The organism is uncultured Selenomonas sp. (assembly GCA_905372355.1).
Classification (GTDB): Bacteria; Bacillota; Negativicutes; order Selenomonadales; family Selenomonadaceae; genus Selenomonas.
The window spans coordinates 1-18322 of sequence record CAJPOT010000012.1 but is presented as its reverse complement, the minus strand read 5'-3'; the positions used below and the strand labels follow the sequence as shown (position 1 = coordinate 18322).

Annotated in this window: 18 protein-coding genes and 1 other annotated feature; all 18 genes read right to left on the bottom strand. The window is 56.1% G+C overall.

The window, feature by feature from the left end; translation table 11 throughout:
- Positions 1–34: 34 nt before the first annotated feature.
- Positions 35–853, bottom strand: coding sequence for a hypothetical protein (locus QZ177_RS08015; protein WP_294176653.1), 819 nt, complete (start codon positions 851–853; stop codon positions 35–37).
- On the bottom strand, positions 850–1764 hold the full coding sequence (locus QZ177_RS08010; protein ID WP_294176650.1) for a dihydroorotate dehydrogenase: 915 nt from the start codon (positions 1762–1764) through the stop codon (positions 850–852). The genes QZ177_RS08015 and QZ177_RS08010 overlap by 4 nt, the downstream gene beginning before the upstream one ends.
- On the bottom strand, positions 1761–2525 hold the full coding sequence (locus tag QZ177_RS08005; protein ID WP_294176648.1) for a dihydroorotate dehydrogenase electron transfer subunit: 765 nt from the start codon (positions 2523–2525) through the stop codon (positions 1761–1763). Before QZ177_RS08005 ends, QZ177_RS08010 begins: the two co-directional genes overlap by 4 nt.
- Before the next feature lie 260 nt (positions 2526–2785).
- On the bottom strand, positions 2786–3223 hold the full coding sequence (gene dtd, locus QZ177_RS08000) for a D-aminoacyl-tRNA deacylase (protein ID WP_294176646.1): 438 nt from the start codon (positions 3221–3223) through the stop codon (positions 2786–2788).
- Positions 3224–3310: 87 nt separating this feature from the next.
- Positions 3311–4267, bottom strand: coding sequence for an alpha/beta fold hydrolase (locus tag QZ177_RS07995; protein WP_294176644.1), 957 nt, complete (start codon positions 4265–4267; stop codon positions 3311–3313).
- Positions 4264–5934, bottom strand: a complete 1671-nt coding sequence (locus tag QZ177_RS07990) for a 2-isopropylmalate synthase (RefSeq protein WP_294176642.1) — start codon at positions 5932–5934, stop codon at positions 4264–4266. The genes QZ177_RS07995 and QZ177_RS07990 overlap by 4 nt, the downstream gene beginning before the upstream one ends.
- Positions 5935–5981: 47 nt before the next feature.
- Positions 5982–6219 (bottom strand) — a binding site (T-box leader).
- 219 nt (positions 6220–6438) lie between these two features.
- A complete protein-coding gene (locus tag QZ177_RS07985; protein WP_294176640.1) occupies positions 6439–6828 on the bottom strand; it encodes a PBECR2 nuclease fold domain-containing protein in 390 nt (129 codons plus the stop codon).
- A 10-nt stretch (positions 6829–6838) separates the two neighbouring features.
- Complete coding sequence (trpS, locus tag QZ177_RS07980) at positions 6839–7930, bottom strand: tryptophan--tRNA ligase (RefSeq protein WP_265071226.1); 1092 nt, start codon at positions 7928–7930, stop codon at positions 6839–6841.
- Between the two features lie 193 nt (positions 7931–8123).
- Entirely contained in the window at positions 8124–9173 is a 1050-nt protein-coding gene (locus tag QZ177_RS07975; RefSeq protein ID WP_294176638.1) for an iron ABC transporter permease, read from the bottom strand.
- A complete protein-coding gene (locus QZ177_RS07970) occupies positions 9170–10051 on the bottom strand; it encodes an ABC transporter substrate-binding protein (RefSeq protein WP_294176636.1) in 882 nt (293 codons plus the stop codon). The genes QZ177_RS07975 and QZ177_RS07970 overlap by 4 nt, the downstream gene beginning before the upstream one ends.
- Positions 10052–10176: 125 nt before the next feature.
- On the bottom strand, positions 10177–12384 hold the full coding sequence (locus tag QZ177_RS07965) for a TonB-dependent receptor (RefSeq protein ID WP_294176634.1): 2208 nt from the start codon (positions 12382–12384) through the stop codon (positions 10177–10179).
- Between the two features lie 88 nt (positions 12385–12472).
- Positions 12473–13261: a HesA/MoeB/ThiF family protein gene (locus QZ177_RS07960; protein WP_294176633.1), complete on the bottom strand. Its 789-nt coding sequence runs from the start codon at positions 13259–13261 to the stop codon at positions 12473–12475.
- Positions 13262–13277: 16 nt separating this feature from the next.
- Positions 13278–13580 (bottom strand): hypothetical protein, encoded by a 303-nt coding sequence (locus QZ177_RS07955; RefSeq protein ID WP_006191998.1) that lies wholly within the window; start codon positions 13578–13580, stop codon positions 13278–13280.
- 15 nt (positions 13581–13595) lie between these two features.
- Positions 13596–14354, bottom strand: coding sequence for an ABC transporter ATP-binding protein (locus QZ177_RS07950; protein ID WP_294176626.1), 759 nt, complete (start codon positions 14352–14354; stop codon positions 13596–13598).
- 3 nt (positions 14355–14357) lie between these two features.
- A complete protein-coding gene (locus QZ177_RS07945) occupies positions 14358–14864 on the bottom strand; it encodes a hypothetical protein (RefSeq protein ID WP_294176624.1) in 507 nt (168 codons plus the stop codon).
- A gap of 47 nt (positions 14865–14911) precedes the next feature.
- The gene (locus tag QZ177_RS07940; protein WP_294176622.1) at positions 14912–15892 is read right to left on the bottom strand and encodes a TIM barrel protein; all 981 of its coding nucleotides are present in this window, start codon (positions 15890–15892) and stop codon (positions 14912–14914) included.
- 69 nt (positions 15893–15961) lie between these two features.
- Positions 15962–18004 carry a TonB-dependent receptor gene (locus QZ177_RS07935; protein WP_294176618.1) on the bottom strand — a complete coding sequence of 681 codons (2043 nt, stop codon included), beginning with the start codon at positions 18002–18004 and terminating at the stop codon, positions 15962–15964.
- Positions 18005–18008: 4 nt separating this feature from the next.
- A partial coding sequence (locus tag QZ177_RS07930; protein ID WP_294176614.1) for a TonB family protein occupies positions 18009–18322 on the bottom strand: 314 nt, incomplete at its 5' end.

The following is an 18322-nucleotide window of genomic DNA, read 5'->3' as shown; positions in this document are numbered from 1 at the left end:
CGACGCTGCGCAGGGGCGTTCTTCAACATCAGCGTCAACGATAGCGCAGACGGTACGTCTTTCCTTCGGGCAGGGCGACACTGCCGTCGCCCGACGCGCCAACCGCCTTCAAGGCTTCCTTGTACTCCATCGGCACGGAAAGCGCCTCCGTCTTGAAGGTTGCCGTGCCATCGCCGTCCAAGTCGAGCGTGAAGCCTGAGCGCATCCTTTGACCGCTGCGCTCAAGGTAGTCGAAGTCGCCCTCGCCATCGTCGTCGATCTCGCCGCGAATCTTCAGCGTCATGCCGATGAAAGCGATGTCCGAAAGCCTCGTCGCCGCACTTTCGGGCATCAGGGAGATATTTCCCTCCTTGACCTCGAGCGAATTGCGTGTCGCCACGGCCGAGAGAATCTGCACCTCGACATGACCATCGTCGCTTCTAAGACTCCTCGACGTGCGCATGAGTTCGCTCCAGCGCGGCACCGTGACTTTGTAGGAGTCGATGACGGCGACATAGCCCGCCCTGTCGTCTTCCGCCACCTTGCCATAGAGCCGCACATAGTCGCCGCGCGACGGGCGCGGCTCGGCGGCGCTGACGCCCTTGCCCTCGACGAGGAGGCGCGGTCCGCCCTCGTGCATCTCCGCCTGCATCGCCGCGCCGTCGATATCAACGACACGCGCGACGAACTGCACTTCCTTGCCCTTGAATTTCGCAGGATTCTCCGAGAACTTCGCGCCCTCAACGAACTCGGGATGGTGCGGCGGCTCGCGGTAGACGGCGCTCCTTCCGCCGCAGCCAGCAGAGAGCGCGAGCAGGAAGAACAGCGCAAAGAGGAAGACGAAGCGCATCCTGCGCCCTTTCCCTGGCCTCAAAGTTCCAACGCTCCTATCAAATCCCGCACATGTTCAATGCCCTGGCGCTCCAAATACGCATCGAGTCCTTCGGCCGCCTCAACGACGGCACGCGGATTCGCGAAATTCTCCGCGCCGATCTCGACGGCGCTCGCACCGACCAGAAGGAACGCTGCCACATCCTCGCCCGTCTGTATGCCGCCCATGCCGATGACGGGAATCGAAACCGCCTGCGCCGCCTGATAGACCATGCGCAGGGCGATGGGCTTGACGGCAGGGCCGGAAAGGCCGCCCGTGATATTGCCGAGGAGCGGCTGGCGCTTTTCGACATCGATCGCCATGCCCGTCAACGTGTTGATGAGCGATACGGCGTCCGCGCCTGCTTCCTCGACGGCGCGCGCCATCTGCGGGATGTCAGTGACGTTCGGCGAAAGTTTTACGATCACGGGCTTCTTCGTATGCTTTTTGACCTCCTGTGTCACACGCGCCGCCTGCCTGGGGTCAGTGCCGAAGACGATCCCGCCTTCCTTGACGTTCGGGCATGAGATATTGACCTCGATGCCATCGACGCCCTCGACGTCGAGCATTTGCGCCATCTCACCGTATTCCTCCGCCGTGCCCGCGCTGATGTTGACGATGAACGAAGTCGGCAGTTTTGCCGCCTCGGGCAGGATGTCATGGCAGAACGCCTCGATGCCGGGATTCTCCAAACCGATGGAATTGAGCATGCCGGCGGGCGTCTCGGCGATGCGCACGCCGCCGTTTCCCGCACGCGGCTTCGGCGTGATGCCCTTCGAGACGACAGCACCGACGTCCGCGAGGTCGAGGAAATCTTCATACTCCATGCCGAAGCCGAACGTACCCGACGCGCCCATGATCGGCGTCGCCATGCGGATGCCCGCAACCTCGACGGCAAGCCTTTCTCTGTTCATTCAAAAACCTCCTCCGCCGCAAAGACCGGCCCTTCCGTGCAAACTTTGCGCCTCCTGCCCGTCGCCTTCCCCTCGAAGGTGCAGCCCAGACAGACGCCGAAGCCGCACGCCATGCGCTTTTCCAACGATACCTCGCAGGAAATCCCTGCGCTCCGCGCCAGACGCGCGATGCCGTCCATCATCGGGTCAGGGCCGCAGACTTTAACGGAATGCACTTCATTCTCGCAGAGGACGAGCGGCATCAAGTGAAGCGGATAGCCATGGAAGCCACTTGAGCCATCGTCTGTCGCGATGTAGACCGCCTTCGCATGCGGCGTGAAAAACCGCGTCCAGAACGTTTCCGCCTCCGTGCGGGCGGCGACGATGACGACGGGCTTTTCGCGCAGGCGACGCGCGAGCAAAAGAAGCGGCGCCAGTCCCAAGCCGCCGCCGACGAGAAGCGCAGGCTCGTCTGTGAGCGTAAAGCCCGTACCGAGTGCGCCCTCGACGCTCAGAGTTTCGCCTGGTCGCAGCGTGGAAAGCTCCGCTGTCCCCTCGCCCAAGATGCGATAAAAGAGCGTGATCGTCCCCTTCTCGTCGTCGATGTCCGCCACGCCGAACGGGCGGCGCAGAAGATGCGCGCTCTTCGGCTTCTTCACCATGACGAACTGCCCCGGCTCTGCCCCCGCCGCAATCTTCGGCGAGAGAAGCTCCATCTGCCAGATGTCGGGCAATATAGCGCGGTTCAAAACGACAACGGCATCCTCCAAAGTTTTTTTCAAGGAATCGTCCTCCTGTCTTGATTCTTATGTCTTTCTGTATTATAGCACACTATTGGATGAAATCCCCTTCTTCGCCATAAAAATACCCCGCCTGCAGATCAATATATACACTTTTGCAACCATAGGCGCATATAACAGAAAAGCGGTTTTACTCCATACGAAATATGGAGCAAAACCGCATAAATCAGCGTGATTCTACGACATTGGCTTATTTTCTTGTCCGCTTAGCAGAGAGCAATCCAAGTTGGGCGGGGATTCTCTCACTCCGTATCAAAAAACAGCGTCACAGGCCCGTCATTGACCGATGCGACCTGCATATCTGCGCCGAAACTGCCGTGCTCAACGCGAAAGCCCAGAGCGCGGCAATGTGCCATGAAACTCTCGTAGAGCGGCTCGGCAATCGCGGGCTTCGCGGCCTTGGAAAAGCCCGGGCGGCGGCTCGAAAGGTCGGCGTAGAGCGTGAACTGCGAGACGACGAGGAGCGCGCCGCCGACATCTTCGAGCGCGAGATTCATCTTTCCCGCTACGTCGGAAAAGACGCGCGTACGGCAGATTTTCTCTGCGAGGCGCTTCGCCTCTTCTTCCCTGTCTGTCGGCCCCACGCCCAGAAGGACGAGAAAGCCCTGTCCGATCTCGCCCGTCACTGCGCCGTCAATGGAGACGGCGGCCTCCTTCACCCTCGTCACGACTGCCCGCATAAACTCATTCCTTCCTACAGCAAAAACCGCGCCAACAGCAAAACACCCGCAAAGCCGAAAGTCTAAGCAGCGTCCGCCGCCCAAGTCTCAGTTCGTCCAGCGATCAGCAAAGGCGAAGACGTGGCGGTAGTAATTCTCCGGATCCTTCGCCTTCGCCGCCGCGTGCCACGCGCCCTCGACCGTCAGCAATTCCTTCTGCGGCGCACTCGACGCCGCCGCCAATTCCTGCATCATACCGTAGGGCACGAGCAGGTCGGACGTGCCATGGATGAAGAGCGTTGGTGTCTTCGTGCGGCGCACGGCATCGAGCGCCGAAGCGTCGGAGAGCGCGACGCCCGTCTTCTCACGGCTCATGTAGTCCACGCCGCGCATGATGACGGAGGCCGGCAGATTGAAGCCCTCCATCTTGCGCACGAACATATCCTCTGCGCTCGTATAGCCCGAGTCCTCGACGACAGCAGCAAGGTTCAGCGGCACATCGTCCCGCCCTGCCGCGAGAAGCGCCGTCGCCCCTCCCATGGAAACGCCGTGCAGCACAACACGCGCTGCAGGGTCAACCTCGGCGATGCGCGAAACCCATGCGACAACATCACGGCTTTCAAACGTTCCCATCGTCACATATTTGCCCTCGCTCTTGCCCGAAGCGCGCAAATCCGGCGTCAGGACATGATAGCCGTGCTCGATGTACGCTTCGGCATAATCCCACGCATCTGCCTGACTGCGCCCGTAGCCGTGCAGCAGCACGACCCAGCGATGACTCGGTGCAGCGGGCGAAAAGTGTGTCGCCGCAAGATGCAGTCCGTCAAAGGAGCGAAGCGTCCAATCCTCACTCTTCGCCTCAGGCTTTTCTGGCAGATGGACATTGGGGTCGGAAAGACTCGCGGCGATGACGGGCGGCGCCAGCGGATCGCCGCCACTGCCGCGCTCCAAGGCGAGGTCGACGAAGTAACCGTCGACAACATAGATAAAAGCACCTGCAGAGAGCGCCGCGAGCAAAAGCGTCGTCACGATACTCGTGAGGACGATGGTCACCAGCGTCCTCATTTGCCCGCTTTCATGCGGTTGATGGCGCTGACGAGCGCCATTGCCGATGCCGTGATGATGTCCGTATCCATTCCTGCCCCCCATGTGACCTTGCCATTCTCCGCCGTAATGCCGATGTATGCCATAGCGCGCGAAGTTGAGCCGATTTCAAGCGCGTGCTCGTTGTACGTCAGATTTTTATAGGAGATGCCGAGATTCTCCTGCAAAGCGTTGCTGATGGCATCGAGGCGGCCGTTGCCGCGCGCCTGGTACGTCACGGGCTTGCCCTCGATTTCCATGTGCACCTCGCCCGCGCGTACGCCGTCCGGCGCCTTGCGCAGTAGGAAATCGACGAGCCGCACAGGCGCATCGACATTGACGTACTCCTTCTGGAAAAGCTCATGCACCTCTTCGGGCAGAAGCTCCTTATGTCCACGATCGGAAACGCCCTTGACGAAGTAGCTGAGATCTTCGCGCATCTTCTTCGGCAAATCAAGCCCGAATTTCTGCTCCAAGAGATAGCCGACGCCGCCCTTGCCCGACTGGCTGTTGATGCGGATGACGTCGCCGTCGTACTCGCGCCCGACATCTTTCGGATCGATATAAAGGTACGGCACATTCCAGAACTTCGGATGCTTCTCCTCGCGCCACTTCATGCCCTTGGCGATCGCGTCCTGATGCGAGCCAGAGAACGCGGCGAAGACCAGCTCGCCCGCATACGGCTGACGCGCGTGGACACTCATGCGCGTCACGCGCTCGTAAAGCTCGACAAGCTCGGGCATATTGGAAAAGTCCAGCTCGGGATCGACGCCGAGCGCGAAGAGGTTCATGGCAAGCGTCACGATGTCCGCATTGCCCGTGCGCTCACCGTTACCGAAGAGCGTGCCCTCGATGCGCTCCGCGCCCGCCAAGATGCCGAGCTCCGAATCTGCCACGCCGCAGCCGCGGTCGTTGTGCGGATGCAGGGACAGTCGGACGGCATCGCGGTACTTGAGATTCTGCGAAATATAGGCGACCTGCATGCCATAGACATGCGGCATCGAAAGCTGCACGGTCACAGGGATGTTGATGATTGCAGGACGCTCCGGCTTCGGCTGCCAGACGTCGAGCACGGCGTTGCAGACTTCCAGAGCATACTCCGGCTCCGTGCCCGTGAAGCTCTCGGGCGAATACTCGAAGCGATAGTCGGCGCCCGCCTTCGCCGTAAGCTCGGCGAGGAGGTTCGCTCCCTCGACGGCAATCTTTTTGATCTCTTCTTTTGACTTGTGGAACACCTGCTCGCGCTGCGGCACCGACGTCGAATTGTAGACGTGGACGATGGCGTTCTTCACACCGTCAAGCGCCTCGAACGTCTTCTTGATGATATGCTCACGCGCCTGCGTCAAGACCTGCACCGTCACGTCGTCGGGGATCAGATCGTCCTCTACGAGGCGGCGCAGGAACGCGAACTCCGTATCGGATGCGGCAGGAAATCCCACCTCGATCTCCTTGAAGCCGATCTTCACGAGCATCTTGTAAAATTCCAGCTTCTCCTCCAAACTCATCGGGATGATCAGCGCCTGATTGCCGTCGCGCAGATCGACGCTGCACCACGTTGGCGCCTTCGTCGGATGCTCCTTCTTGAGCCAGCTCAAATCTATCTCAGGCGGCAGAAAATACTGCTTCTCGTACTTTGTGAAATTCTTCATAAATAACGCCTCCTACATGCCTCTTCATAAAAAAAGCCTTTCATCCCCAAAGAGACGAAAGGCAATGCTTACGTGTTACCACTCAATTTCGCGCCGAAGCGCGCACTTTAACGGATACCATCATATCCTCCTGCTCTAACGGTCAGGCACCGGCTCCGCCTACTCCATGTCGGTTTCAGCGAGCTGCTTCAAGGCGAGTTCGACGGCGCTTCCTCTCCGCTTTCCACCAGCCAGCGGCTCTCTATCCATTCCACGACGCCTACTATTCCTCTGCAACGCATTTGCAATTTGAAGTTATGCTCTATAGGATAGCATATATGTTGTCACTGTGCAAGAAGAAATTTCCTAAAACAAAAGCCGCCCATTTCTGAGCGGCAACCGAGCCAAGAAAACATCCGGCAGGCGTGCCATGCCCCTGCATCTCTCGGGTTTCCCCTGTCATGCCATCGGCGTGTGGTCGACACGAAATTTACCACCTCAGATGTTCTCTTCTCTACTTTCATCTTATATGATACTCGCCTTTCTGTAAAGGATTTTTTTATTTCGCAAATATTTCTCCCATTTCTTGCCACTTAATACATGATAAGTAATAATTGAGTTCTTCCTCTTCGAATTATCGCTCACCACGGCTAATCGCAAAATGAGATTCAAACGTTTTCCATCGCTATGAAATTCCTTCAAAATCATTGCCGTATGTGGAAAAGCAGATGCCAATATATAGTCTGGATTCATAATCGCTTCTGCCAAGCGCTCCTTGAATAGGAAAAAATCATTCCCATGCTGAATCCGAACATGTGCCATCCGCTCTTCAGTAAATACCACTTCATCTGACTGTATATTCGCCTCAACGAGAGAAAACAGAGATTTATCCAGATTGCAAACGTGATGGATCATCAAGCAGCCCCTACGCCTCGCTCGTAAACCGCTTTACCTGCTCAGCGATCAATTCCTCGTCTTGGAAATAATTGATCTTCATCGCCGCCTTCATCGCTTCGAGCGTTGCGGCGGCTTTTTTGCGCGCTTTTTCGCTGCCTTCGGCGAGCACAGCATAGACAGCGCGGATGTCTTTTTCAAGCTCCTTGCGGCGTGCGCGGATCGGTGCCAGCTCATCCTCCAATACCGCGATGAGGAACTTCTTGACCTTGACGTCGCCGAGGCCGCCGCGGCTGTAGTGCGCCTTCAAGGCATCGAGATTCTCGTACTCGGGCAGGAACTTCTCGAAATGCTCGGGACGCGAGAAGACATCGAGATAGGTGAAGACCGTATTGCCCTCGATCTTGCCGGGATCTTCGACGCGGATATGGTCGGGGTCGGTGTACATCGACATGACCTTCTTCTTCACCTCCGCCGCCGAATCGGAGATGTAGATACCGTTGCCAAGGGACTTTGACATCTTCGCCTTGCCGTCTGTGCCGGGAAGACGCATCGCCGCCTTCTGCGAGGCGAGCAGGCTCTGCGGCTCGACGAGGGTTTCGCCATAGACCTCGTTGAACTTGCGCACGATTTCGCGCGTTTGCTCCAACATCGGCTCCTGATCCTCGCCCACAGGGACGGTCGTCGCCTGAAACGCCGTGATGTCTGCCGCCTGGCTGATCGGATAGGTGAAGAATCCCACGGGGATGCTCGTCTCAAAGTTGCGCATCTGAATCTCCGCCTTGACCGTCGGATTGCGCTGCAGACGCGAAACCGTCACGAGATTCATATAGTAAGCCGTCATCTCGAAGAGCTGCGGCACCTCAGACTGCACGAACATCACGGTCTTTGCCGGATCAAGCCCGCATGCCATGTAGTCGAGCGCGACTTCGATGATATTCTGACGGATCTTCTCAGGATTGTCCATATTGTCGGTCAATGCCTGCGCATCGGCTATCATGATGTATATTTCATCGTACTCTCCCGAATTCTGCAGTTCCACGCGCCGCTTGAGCGAGCCGACGTAATGTCCGAGATGAAGCCGCCCCGTAGGACGGTCACCTGTCAATATGATTTTCTTCACGATAAAGCCTCTTTTCCTTTGATTTGCAAGGAAGTGTCGAATGTATACACACTTCCAAACCTACTCCTTATTCTACACGATGAACGTCATTTCCTCAACCGATGAAAATTCGACCATAAGCGCACATAAAAAATTCGAGCAGACGCGCACCGTATCAACGCGACTGCCCGAATCATTTTCAAACTTTCAGGCCTTATTCTCTGCTGCCGAAACTGTAATTGCGCTTGACAATCAGATAGACAAAGACCGGCGCACCAATCAGAGCAATAATCAACCCGACGGGGATTTCCGTACGCGGAATCAGACTGCGTGCAAGTGCGTCAGCACCGACCATGAGGATGGAGCCAGTGACGCTCGCCAAAGGCAAGAGAGCACGATGTCCTGCCCCTGTAAAGAAGCGCACGGCATGCGGCACAATGAGGCCAACGAAGCCAATCATGCCTGCCGCATAGACGAGAAATCCTATGACGAGCGAACTGAGCACAAGATAAACTTCGCGGTATCGCTTGAGATTCCTGCCGAGCGTCACCGCTTCGGCATCCCCAAGAAGCATGAGGTCGAGAACCGAGCTCTGCGTCCAAAAGAACACCACGCCGAGCAACGTAACGAGCATGATTGCCGCCATCATCTCCCAGCGTGCACCCGCAAAACTGCCCATGAGCCAAAAAATCACAGACTGAACACCGCTCTTATCGTTGGCAAAGTAGATGATGAAGCTCGAAATCGCCGAGCACGCCGTAGAAAGCGCCATGCCCGCGAGCAAGAGTCGCACGGGGTCAGCTGTACCGCGGATATTCGCCACAATAAGCACAAGCAGCGAGACACCGAAAGCACCGAAAAAGGCCGCGACACCGACGAAATTCGTGCCAAGCCACGTGCCTAGTCCCAGAAGGATTGCCGCCGCAGCGCCAAGGGACGCACCCGACGATACGCCTAGGATATACGGATCGGCCAGCGGATTTTTGACAATCGCCTGCATGACGACGCCGCACGCCGCAAGTCCTGCCCCCGTGCATGCCGCAAGTAGGAGACGCGGCATGCGCAGCATCCATATGATGTCATGCACAGGGCCCTGCTTGGGCGCCGTCACGGGAAGAGGCCCGAATATTCCCTCCTTGACAGCTGCATAAATCGCATCATAGCTTAGATGCACCGAACCGATGCCCAGACAAAGGAAAAGCTCCGCGACGAGCACCGTGAGCAACAGAAAAAACAAGGTTCGTCCTTTCCATTCCTTATTCACTTCCCCACCTCCTCGTAAAGCTCCGGATGTAGCCCGTGCGCCATGGCATGAATACCATCATACGTGCGCGTCGCGCTCGCATAGACCATATAAAGCGGCAAGACATAGACTCTGTTGTTCTGCACGGCTTGAATATCTTGGAAAGCAGGATCGTCCATGAACTCCGCCTTGATTGTCTCCGCTTCCCTGTAGCGATCCTCACTCACGATGAGGAAAATCACCTCGGGATTCGCATCGACGACCTGTTCAAAGCCGATGTAGCGCTCATAAGACAGAGGATCGCCATTCACATGCCGCAGAATGTCAGCAGCCAGCGTATCCTTGCCATAACTCATGAACTGGTTGCCCATGCGCTCTATAATGAGCGTGCGCGGTCGTTCTTTCCCTCGCGTATTTTCCTGCACATAGCGAATCTCCTCCTGCATCTGACAAACGAGTTCTTCCGCGCGTTCCTCGCGGTCAAAGATGCGCCCGAGGTCGCGGATGTATTCACATTCGCCCTCGACGGTATTGCCGCTCGGCCTCCCCATGGAAGATGCCGGCATGTAGGTATGGATGCCACGCTCGTGCCAAAATGCAGTTGATTTCGTCACGCGATCAGAAAACGTAGAATACCATCCTATGATAAGATCAGGCTTCAGCATCAAAATTTCTTCCACGCTTGGCATCACCATCTGACGCAAAGGAATTTTTTCATACGCCTCACGATATTCGGGCAGCAAACATTCGACATATGGCACACCGACAGCAGCGACAAGCGTATTTCCCGCGCCCAGTGCAATAATGGTTTCTACATCATTTTGCCAAATGGCAACAACGCGTTCCGGTGGATGTGCGAAGACTTCTGTAATCTCACTGCCCGTCGAATCGTAATTCACGATAGAAACGCCTCCTTCCTCAATGGAAGGAGGCATTTCGCCGCCAAAAAGGCAGCCCGAGGAAACGAGGCAGACGAGAGTGACTACTCCTAGAAAAGCGCATTTTCTCATCAAACCCGTCTCCATCAGAACGTATACTTCGCACCGAGCATGAAACTCCGTCCCGCTTCCGGCAAAGCGCCGGGTCCATAGACTGCCAAAGCCCGAGTCTCATATGTCGTATTCAAGATATTGTAGACGTTCAGATACAACTGCCAATCTTCGGCCACTCGATAATTCACGGAAAGATCAAGCAGATCGAAATGTGAGTCTGAGAAGAATCGCGTATCGTTGCCCGAATAAACAGTATAGGAAAGATCGGCAAACCAACGATCCCGATCGTACATCAAATGCGTGCGATAAATGTTGCGCGGACGGTAAGCGTTGATGAAATCATCCGGATTCGTCCCATCTGGATTACGGCGCACATTTTTCGTCGAAAACGTCTCATTGACCCAGCTATAAGACAAACCAAGCGACCACGCATTGTCAAAGCGATGCGTATACGCCAAGTTCAAAGCCTGTTTCTTACGCTTGGCATTAACCGAATAACGTACCCAATCCGAACCATCATGGATGCTGTAGCGGCCAATGGCATTGCTCATGTCGGTAACGCCGTAGTTGATTTCCGCTGTATCACGCTCCGTAAAGTGACGGCTCGCCCCCAGCGTATAGCTCCACCCCTTTTCGTCTTGTAAGACATCGCCAGCGAACTGACGCGAGCGATCCAGTCCTGTCACAGGCTTAAAAATCTGTACAGCAGAAAAATATGCATTGGACTGCTTGTCGAAATCGTAACTGCCGTAAAGGGAAAAACTCAACTTTTGCGAAGACTCGAAATTCGTCTTCTTATATTTCCCACTTCCGTAATGCGTGTAAATAAGTCCCGGCGTCAAGGCAAACTTGTCGCTGAGACGTATCTTGTCCTGCAAATAAAGATCCCAAAGCGTGCGGCTCGTATCGCTTGTCCCTCGTGAAGTCCAGCCCTCATATTCGCTTTTGCGATAGTCGATGCCCCCCGTTAGGCTATGTCGGTCAATATGCTTTGCCAACTGCACAGATGCGCCTGTCGATTGCTCGACGTCCTTGTGGATTCCAGGGTTCGCTTTCGCATTCTCCCAGAACTCCGAAATATACGGATAAGGAACATTCCACATGCCCGCATAATCCGCCATGTTGTAGCGAGTGTAGTTGCGGAACACGCGCACGAAGCTTTCCGCCCCTTCATCCGTTTTATCGAAGACATACTTAAGCGACACGTTGTTTGTCAACGTCTCATCGTGCGAACCCAGCCATGCATCATAGAGGAAGATGTTGCGATAGCCGGGAATCCTACTGTTCAGCCCGATGTAGCGATGCTTCACTGGATCAACAGGCGCCATCGTGCCATTGTAAAAAGATTCCATATTTCGATAATCCGGCGCCGTGATGGGATAGTGCGCCCTTTCGTTAGCATAGTAATAATTGAGTGACAAACTGTGCGTTGCATCAAAATCTTTTCTGAGATTGAAAGCAGCGTTGTCGCTCTTATAATGCGTATTATTGAAGCGCTCCGACTTTCCCGTATAGACATCCTTGTATTTCGTGTCACCGCTCATCTCACGGCTGACAGAAAGGGCATACTTGATCGTACCATCATCTTCCGAACCCGTATGCGTGAGTGCGTAGCGATGATGCCCCCAAGAACCTGTCGAAAGATTCAGTGTCGTGCGCGGCTTCGACGTGCCGTGGCGTGTCGTGATGGAAATAACGCCTCCTGCAGCATCCGCGCCATAGATGGCAGCACCACTGCCTTTGATAACTTCGATCTGCTCTACATTGTCGATGCCGGGCAGTGTGCTGAGATTGACGCGCGATTTATTTCCCGCAAAAGCATTCGCGTCATTGTCGATGCGACTGCCATCAACGAGAACGACGATGCTTCCCTCACCATTGATGGTAAACTCCGTATTGAAGGCCTCGTAGCCATATTCACCACCGCGATAGCCTGGTGTAGAAATACGCACGCCGGGAATATTTTTCAAGGCATCCTGTATCGTCGAATAATTGTGCTTCTCAATATCCGTGCGCGTGATGACGTTGACATCGCCGCCCGTCGTGTAGGGATTCTTGATTTTACGGCGATCCGCCGAGATAATTGTGCCACCGAGGTCGTAATCCTTTGCCGAGGCCGCTTCTTGCGAATCCTTCGATACAGTCACATTTTCCTCAGCCTCAGATATACCCCCCCCCGTATTTTCCGCTGCAAATGCCTGCGGCATGCCGAGTACCATACAGGAAACGGCAAATGCCAAAAACTTCTCCTTGTTCTTTCTAATCCTTTTGTACATCTTGATTTTGATTCCTTCCCTTGTAATATGATTTCACCGTATACGCATCGCATCAGAACTCTTGCGACATCACCTCCTCATTACAAGCGGCACATCTCTCATTCCGCTTTGGCAATTCCACTTCACGAAACCTCATCGTCAGCGCGTCGTAAATCAGCAATCGCCCAACAAGAAGATCCCCGATGCCCAGAATATACTTAACAGCCTCAACCGCCTGCAAAGATCCCATGACGCCTACCGCTGCGCCCAGAACGCCGATTTCGCGACTCGTCGGCACTGTCCCCTCTTTGGGCACATCCTCGAAGATGCAGCGATAGCACGGGCTTTCTCCTGGCAGGACGGTCATGATCTGCCCGCTGAATCCCGTGATTCCCGCATGAGAAAAAGGCTTATGCAGACGCACGCAGGCATCATTGATGAGAAACTTCGCGGGGAAATTGTCCGTGCAGTCGAGAACGAAGTCATAGCTGCGGTCACAGAGAATATCCTCGGCATTGTCCTCAGAAAGTCTCTCCCGATAGACGTTAACGCGCACAGCGGGATTAAGCGCGGCGAGCGCCCTCGCCATCGAATCCGCCTTCTTCCTGCCAACATCCACCGACCGATGCGCTATCTGGCGCTGCAAATTGGAGATGTCGACGTCATCATCGTCGACAACGCCGATCTCGCCGACGCCCGATGCCACGAGATACATCGCCGCAGGCGAGCCAAGCCCGCCCGCGCCTACAATTAAAAGCTTCGAGGCGAGAAGCTTCCGCTGCCCCGCCTCGCCAACACCCGCAAGCAGCATCTGGCGCGAATACCGCTCACACTCTTCCTGCGTCAACTGCTGCGTGTGCATTTCCTCATCGCCCATATCAGACGGCAACGACCTTGACGACGTTTGCACCGAAGGCTTCCTTCAAAGCGGGCAGGCACTCCTTCACGAGCATCGTGCGCTCACGCGCTGTGCGTACCGTGACGAGGAGTGTCGTGCCGCTCTTCGCGAGATTCTGCAGCGGCGCAAGGTACTTCTTGTAGCCCTCTTCCCCAAGGATGCCCTTCGCACGCGAAAGTCCTTCATGCACCTCCGCGCGAGCCGCAGGGATGCGCTCCTCAATCGGGCTCATCTTTTCCGCTGTCAGATGTGGATTGTTCAGCAGCCATTCCTTTTCCATCATAGTGGATTCCTCCCCTTACAAACGATACGAAATAACGACGGCATCGTCATCAAGTTCTACGACGCGCGCATGAACCTCGTAAAGCTCATAGATAAACTCTTCCGTCAGCAACTCCCTCGGCGTCCCCTCCCGAATGATATGACCGCGCCGCATGGCGATCAGACGATCGCAGTAAGCGGCGGCAATATTGAGGTCGTGAATGGCGGCGATGACCGTGAGATTCATCTGCCGTACATTTTCCATGACCTGCAGCTGATAGCGGATGTCCAAATGGTTCGTCGGTTCATCGAGGATGAGACACGGCGTCGACTGCGTGAGCGCACGCGCGAGCATCACGCGCTGCTGTTCGCCGCCCGAAAGCGTCGCAAACGAGCTCTTGGCGAACCTTTCCATGCCCGTGAATGCGAGATACTTATGAGCGAGCGCGAAATCATCCTCGTTGTATCGCTCTAATATGCCCTTGTAGGGGCTTCTGCCCATAAGCACGACTTCGAGCACCGTGAAGTCAAATCCCGTGCTGTGATGCTGCGCGAGTACGGCCTGACGCATCGCCGATTCGCGCACCGAGAGATCACGCAGTTCATCGCCACCGAGAAAGACCTTGCCCAATTCCGGCTCCAGCACGCGGTAGATGCACTTCAAGAGCGTGCTCTTGCCGCTGCCGTTCGGTCCGATGATGCCAACAGTTTCTTTGTCCTTGACTGCGAGATTGATGCGCTCGATGATCTTGCGACCATCAAGCGATTTTTCGAGATCTTCTACACGGATTTCCATATCTTATTTCTGCATCAAACCGACCTTGATGAAGGCGATCTTGCCGTTCTTGACACCGAAGGTCAGATAGTGAAACGGATTGTCTGTCTGCCAATACGTGTAATAGTCGTAGCCTGGCATACGGTGTTTCTTATGCTTCGTCGAGTCGACTGCACCCGTGCCATAGATTTTTTGCAAGATCGAAGCATCCATGCCGACAGTCACACCTGCAGGCGTCGCCCAGCCGTTGTTTCCCTTGACGAGGACGGACTTCACACTCATACCATCCGCCGATGGCACGATCTTCACGGTGTCGCCGTAGCCGAAGAGATGCTCGACGTAATGCGACTGCACATCTTTCATCGGTCCGTAAATGCTCTCCACATAGTCAAGTGACATTCCCGGCTCCACGCCGCCAAGCGACATATCCTGCGGCGTGATCCAATCAAGCCCTTCCGCACCGCATACGGCACTTCCAGCGGCGAGAGTTGCGCCCAGCAGCAAGCTTACAGCAATTTTCTTCAACTTCATAAAAATACACTCCTTCTCCTAGATAAACAACAAACTTACATCTCTCTTTATTCCGATGCATCACCTCCCCAAAGACTGTTTTTCTGCTTCTTCACCTTCTTCTGCCACTCCTCCCACGAGGAAATCAGAAACTCATGCACGAGGAACTCGGGCGCGACCGCCTCGATCAGGCGACGCACAGCTGCAGTCTCGAATGGCTCGTGGCGATCGACTGCCGAGACGTAACGATACCCCTCCTCAAAGGACAGTGTCCGCATCTCCTCCTTCTGCGCCTCAACCATGCTCCTTTGCACGAAATCGCCCGAAAGTGATCGGTGCAGATGCATGGCAAAGATCCTTTCTCGCAAAGAGCCGAGATTTTCCACCTTTTGCAGAATATATCGGACAGCTTCCTCCTCATTCGTCAGACTCGTATTCGTATTCATCATGTGGCCCGTGTCGAGCACGAATCCTGTGCGTTCATGATGCGTTTTTTCGAGCAGACGCGTGGCGAGCTTCGGCTCGGTCAGCGTCAATCCCGGCCACCAGAGGTTTTCATAGAGCAGCAAACACTCCTCAGGAAGAACATCCGAGATGGCGTTCACCACTTCCGCCGTAGCGTCAATGACCTGCACCGATCCATAGGCGAAATGGCGGCACTTCATCTCCCAGCTGCGCGCATTCGCTACATGAAAGACGACATAGCGTGCCCCGACACGCGCCGCCGTGCGCATGTTCTCGCGCCAAAGCGCGAGCCACTCTGCGCGATTCTCCCCGAAGACGGCAGCGACGTTCTCTCTGCTGCCAAACTCCTTTTGCAGTTCCTCTTCGTTGCCCAGCCAGAAATCGAGCCAGTTCGGCCAGAAGCGCAGATGCACGCCTTGAATCGCTTCCGTCGGAAAGAAAGCCGGATCGCCATAGCCCGTGACCATCAGCTCGATGCCGGAAAGGCCGCCCTGCTGCAAAAGTGCAGCAAGGCGCGACGGATCACCGTCGAGGACACCCAGCGTATCGCACGCATGATCTGAGATGTTCAAAAGCTCCTGCACATCTCTCCCCCCTGTCCGAAAGCGTCGAAGAATGCAGATGCTCCATGCCGCCCTCTCATCGATAATTTCTCAAAACGTATAGTTGCAGCTCAACATGAAGTTCGTCGGCGCAACGCGGTAGTTCGCGCCCGTATGCGACGTCACATCCGCACGGTCGAGCACGTTTTCCACGGTCAGGCGAATCTCGCTTCTTTCGTCGGGATGGTAGGCCGTACTCCAACTCGTGAGGAAGTACGGCTTGCACGCATAGGCGGGCTCGCTCGACGGCGACTGCACGCGGCCTGCAAGGTAGGAGCCTGTAAGCGACGAGCTCCACTTGCCCTTCTTGTAGAGAACGCCGCCCGTAAGCTGCAGCTTGCCGAAGGTGCGCTCCCAGTCCGTGCCCTTGCTGCCCTTCGTCTCGGGATTCTGCCATGTGACTCCCCAGTTCCACGAAAAGCCGTGCTTTCCTTGCGTCTCACACGAAAGTTCCAGTCCCGTGTTGCGAAAATCTTCGTTCGTGTACTGGTACCTGTCCTCCCGCGGTTTCCAAGTCGCCGTGATGTTGTCCTTCACGTCCATGTGAAAGAGCGCCGCCTTCCACGTATGTCCTGCATGCTTCGCCTTCCAGCCAATCTCATAGGTAACGCCCGTCTGAGGCTTCAAATCCGGTGCAGGCACGAGGCGGCTGCTCGCACCGTACATCTGGGCGAACTTCGGCATGATGAAGGACTGGCTGACGGAAAGATAGAGGCTGTTTTCGTGGTCGAGCTTGTGCAGCCACTGACCCGAGGCGCTGAAATTATGATAGTTCTCATCGCGCATCGCCGCTGTCGTCCACGTCTCGCGCACGCCAAAGACGCCCGTATCGCGCTCGGTGAACTTCTGCTCCCATTGACCGAACACGCCCCAGTTGTTGCGCATGTAGCTCGTGGGATTCGCCGTCGAGCGAGCAGGCAGAGCTTCGTAGAGTTCATGCTCCAAGCTGAAGCCGAGTACGGCGGTCGCCTTCGGATCGATCTTCCATGTGCGCTGCAGATCGACGCCGTACGTCGTATTGCGCTCACGCGTGTTGTACCAATCGCCAGGCGTCTTCGCACCCGTGCGCGAAATCTCTGTCGGCCCCTTCGCTTCCACCGTTCCCGTATTGAAGTAGAAGCTGCCTTTCCACGCATGATCGTGGTAGTTGAGCTGGCTCACGTACTGCTCCGTCGTGTAGGTGCGTGCATGGAACGGATCGCCGAGGCGCACGCCCGAGGACGTGCGATCCACACGGTCGACGAAGCGCAGGTAGGTCGCCTCCGTCTTGTAGTAGCCGAAGAGGAAATCCAGCTGCGGATTGATATGGTATGTCAGCCCCGCGCTCGTCTTCTCCACATCGCGCAAGTCGGTGCGCGTCGAGCCTTTGAACTTCGTAGATATGACGTCCGTCTCGGCAAGGCCGTTCAGATGCCCCCACTTGTCGTAATTGTAGTAGACGCCGAAGCGATCGTCGCCTGCACTCACGCCGTACTGGCGCTGTCCGAAGTTGCCGAAGCCAACATGCGCCGCGTTGCTCGCGCCTTTCTTCGTGATGATATTCACGATGCCGCTCATCGCCTCGCTGCCGTAGAGGACGGATCCCGAGCCTTTGACGACCTCGATGCGCTCGATTTGATCGGCAGGGATCTGGTCGAGGTTGTACTTGCCGCGCCATGAGATAGGATTGCCGTTCATGAGCACGAGGGTGCCGCTCTTGAAGCCGCGCACGTTCAGCTCGTTGTTCATCGTTCCCATCGAGGCTCCGGAAGGGCCGAAGGATTTGTAGGCGAAGCCGTTGACCTTGGCGAGCGCGTCCGCTGCATCGGCGGCGCCGCTCTCCTTGATGGCCTCACCTGTGATGACCATGGTCGCCGCCGGCACGTCGATGTCGCGCTTCTCGCGGCGCGTCGCTGTCACGACGGTATCTTCAAGCGCATGATCGTCTTCTGCCGCTGCCACAGGCACAGCAGAAGACTCTTCCTTTGCTGCCTTCCCCGTCTGCTCTGGCATTTGCGCCGCCCAAGCGGGGACGGATGTCGCCATAAATGCAGTCGCGATGGCGAGAGTGAGCATCTTCTTTTTCTTGCTTTGCAAAATATATCCTTCTTCCATAAATTCAGTTCAGGCGGAAGTGAAACGTCTTTGTCCAGACGCCGCGTGCACCGCCGTCGCCGGGGTTGAACGTGAAGCGATAGCCTGCAGCCACCGCCGCACTGTCCATCGCGGCGTAGCCCGAGGACGAGATGACGGCGACATCTTCGATCGAGCCATCGGACGCAACGAAGATCTTGATCGTGACGCTGCCCTCGACGTCTTCCTCAATGAGGTCAGGCGGATAGTCAGGGCGCGCTTCCGAGCGAAGGCTCGCCTCAATGCGCTCCTTGGGCGGCGCAAATGCCAGAGCAGACGGGGAAGGCAGCAAAGGAAGAG

Bases quoted from the DNA above. Each gene is read 5' to 3' on its own strand.
- QZ177_RS07945 (WP_294176624.1), bottom strand. From the start codon at position 14,864: ATGAAGTTGAAGAAAATTGCTGTAAGCTTGCTGCTGGGCGCAACTCTC.
- QZ177_RS07990 (WP_294176642.1), bottom strand. From the start codon at position 5,934: ATGAAGAATTTCACAAAGTACGAGAAGCAGTATTTTCTGCCGCCTGAG.
- QZ177_RS07995 (WP_294176644.1), bottom strand. From the start codon at position 4,267: ATGAGGACGCTGGTGACCATCGTCCTCACGAGTATCGTGACGACGCTT.
- QZ177_RS07950 (WP_294176626.1), bottom strand. From the start codon at position 14,354: ATGGAAATCCGTGTAGAAGATCTCGAAAAATCGCTTGATGGTCGCAAG.
- QZ177_RS07985 (WP_294176640.1), bottom strand. From the start codon at position 6,828: ATGATCCATCACGTTTGCAATCTGGATAAATCTCTGTTTTCTCTCGTT.
- QZ177_RS08010 (WP_294176650.1), bottom strand. From the start codon at position 1,764: ATGAACAGAGAAAGGCTTGCCGTCGAGGTTGCGGGCATCCGCATGGCG.
- QZ177_RS07960 (WP_294176633.1), bottom strand. From the start codon at position 13,261: ATGCACACGCAGCAGTTGACGCAGGAAGAGTGTGAGCGGTATTCGCGC.
- QZ177_RS07935 (WP_294176618.1), bottom strand. From the start codon at position 18,004: ATGGAAGAAGGATATATTTTGCAAAGCAAGAAAAAGAAGATGCTCACT.
- dtd (WP_294176646.1), bottom strand. From the start codon at position 3,223: ATGCGGGCAGTCGTGACGAGGGTGAAGGAGGCCGCCGTCTCCATTGAC.
- QZ177_RS07955 (WP_006191998.1), bottom strand. From the start codon at position 13,580: ATGATGGAAAAGGAATGGCTGCTGAACAATCCACATCTGACAGCGGAA.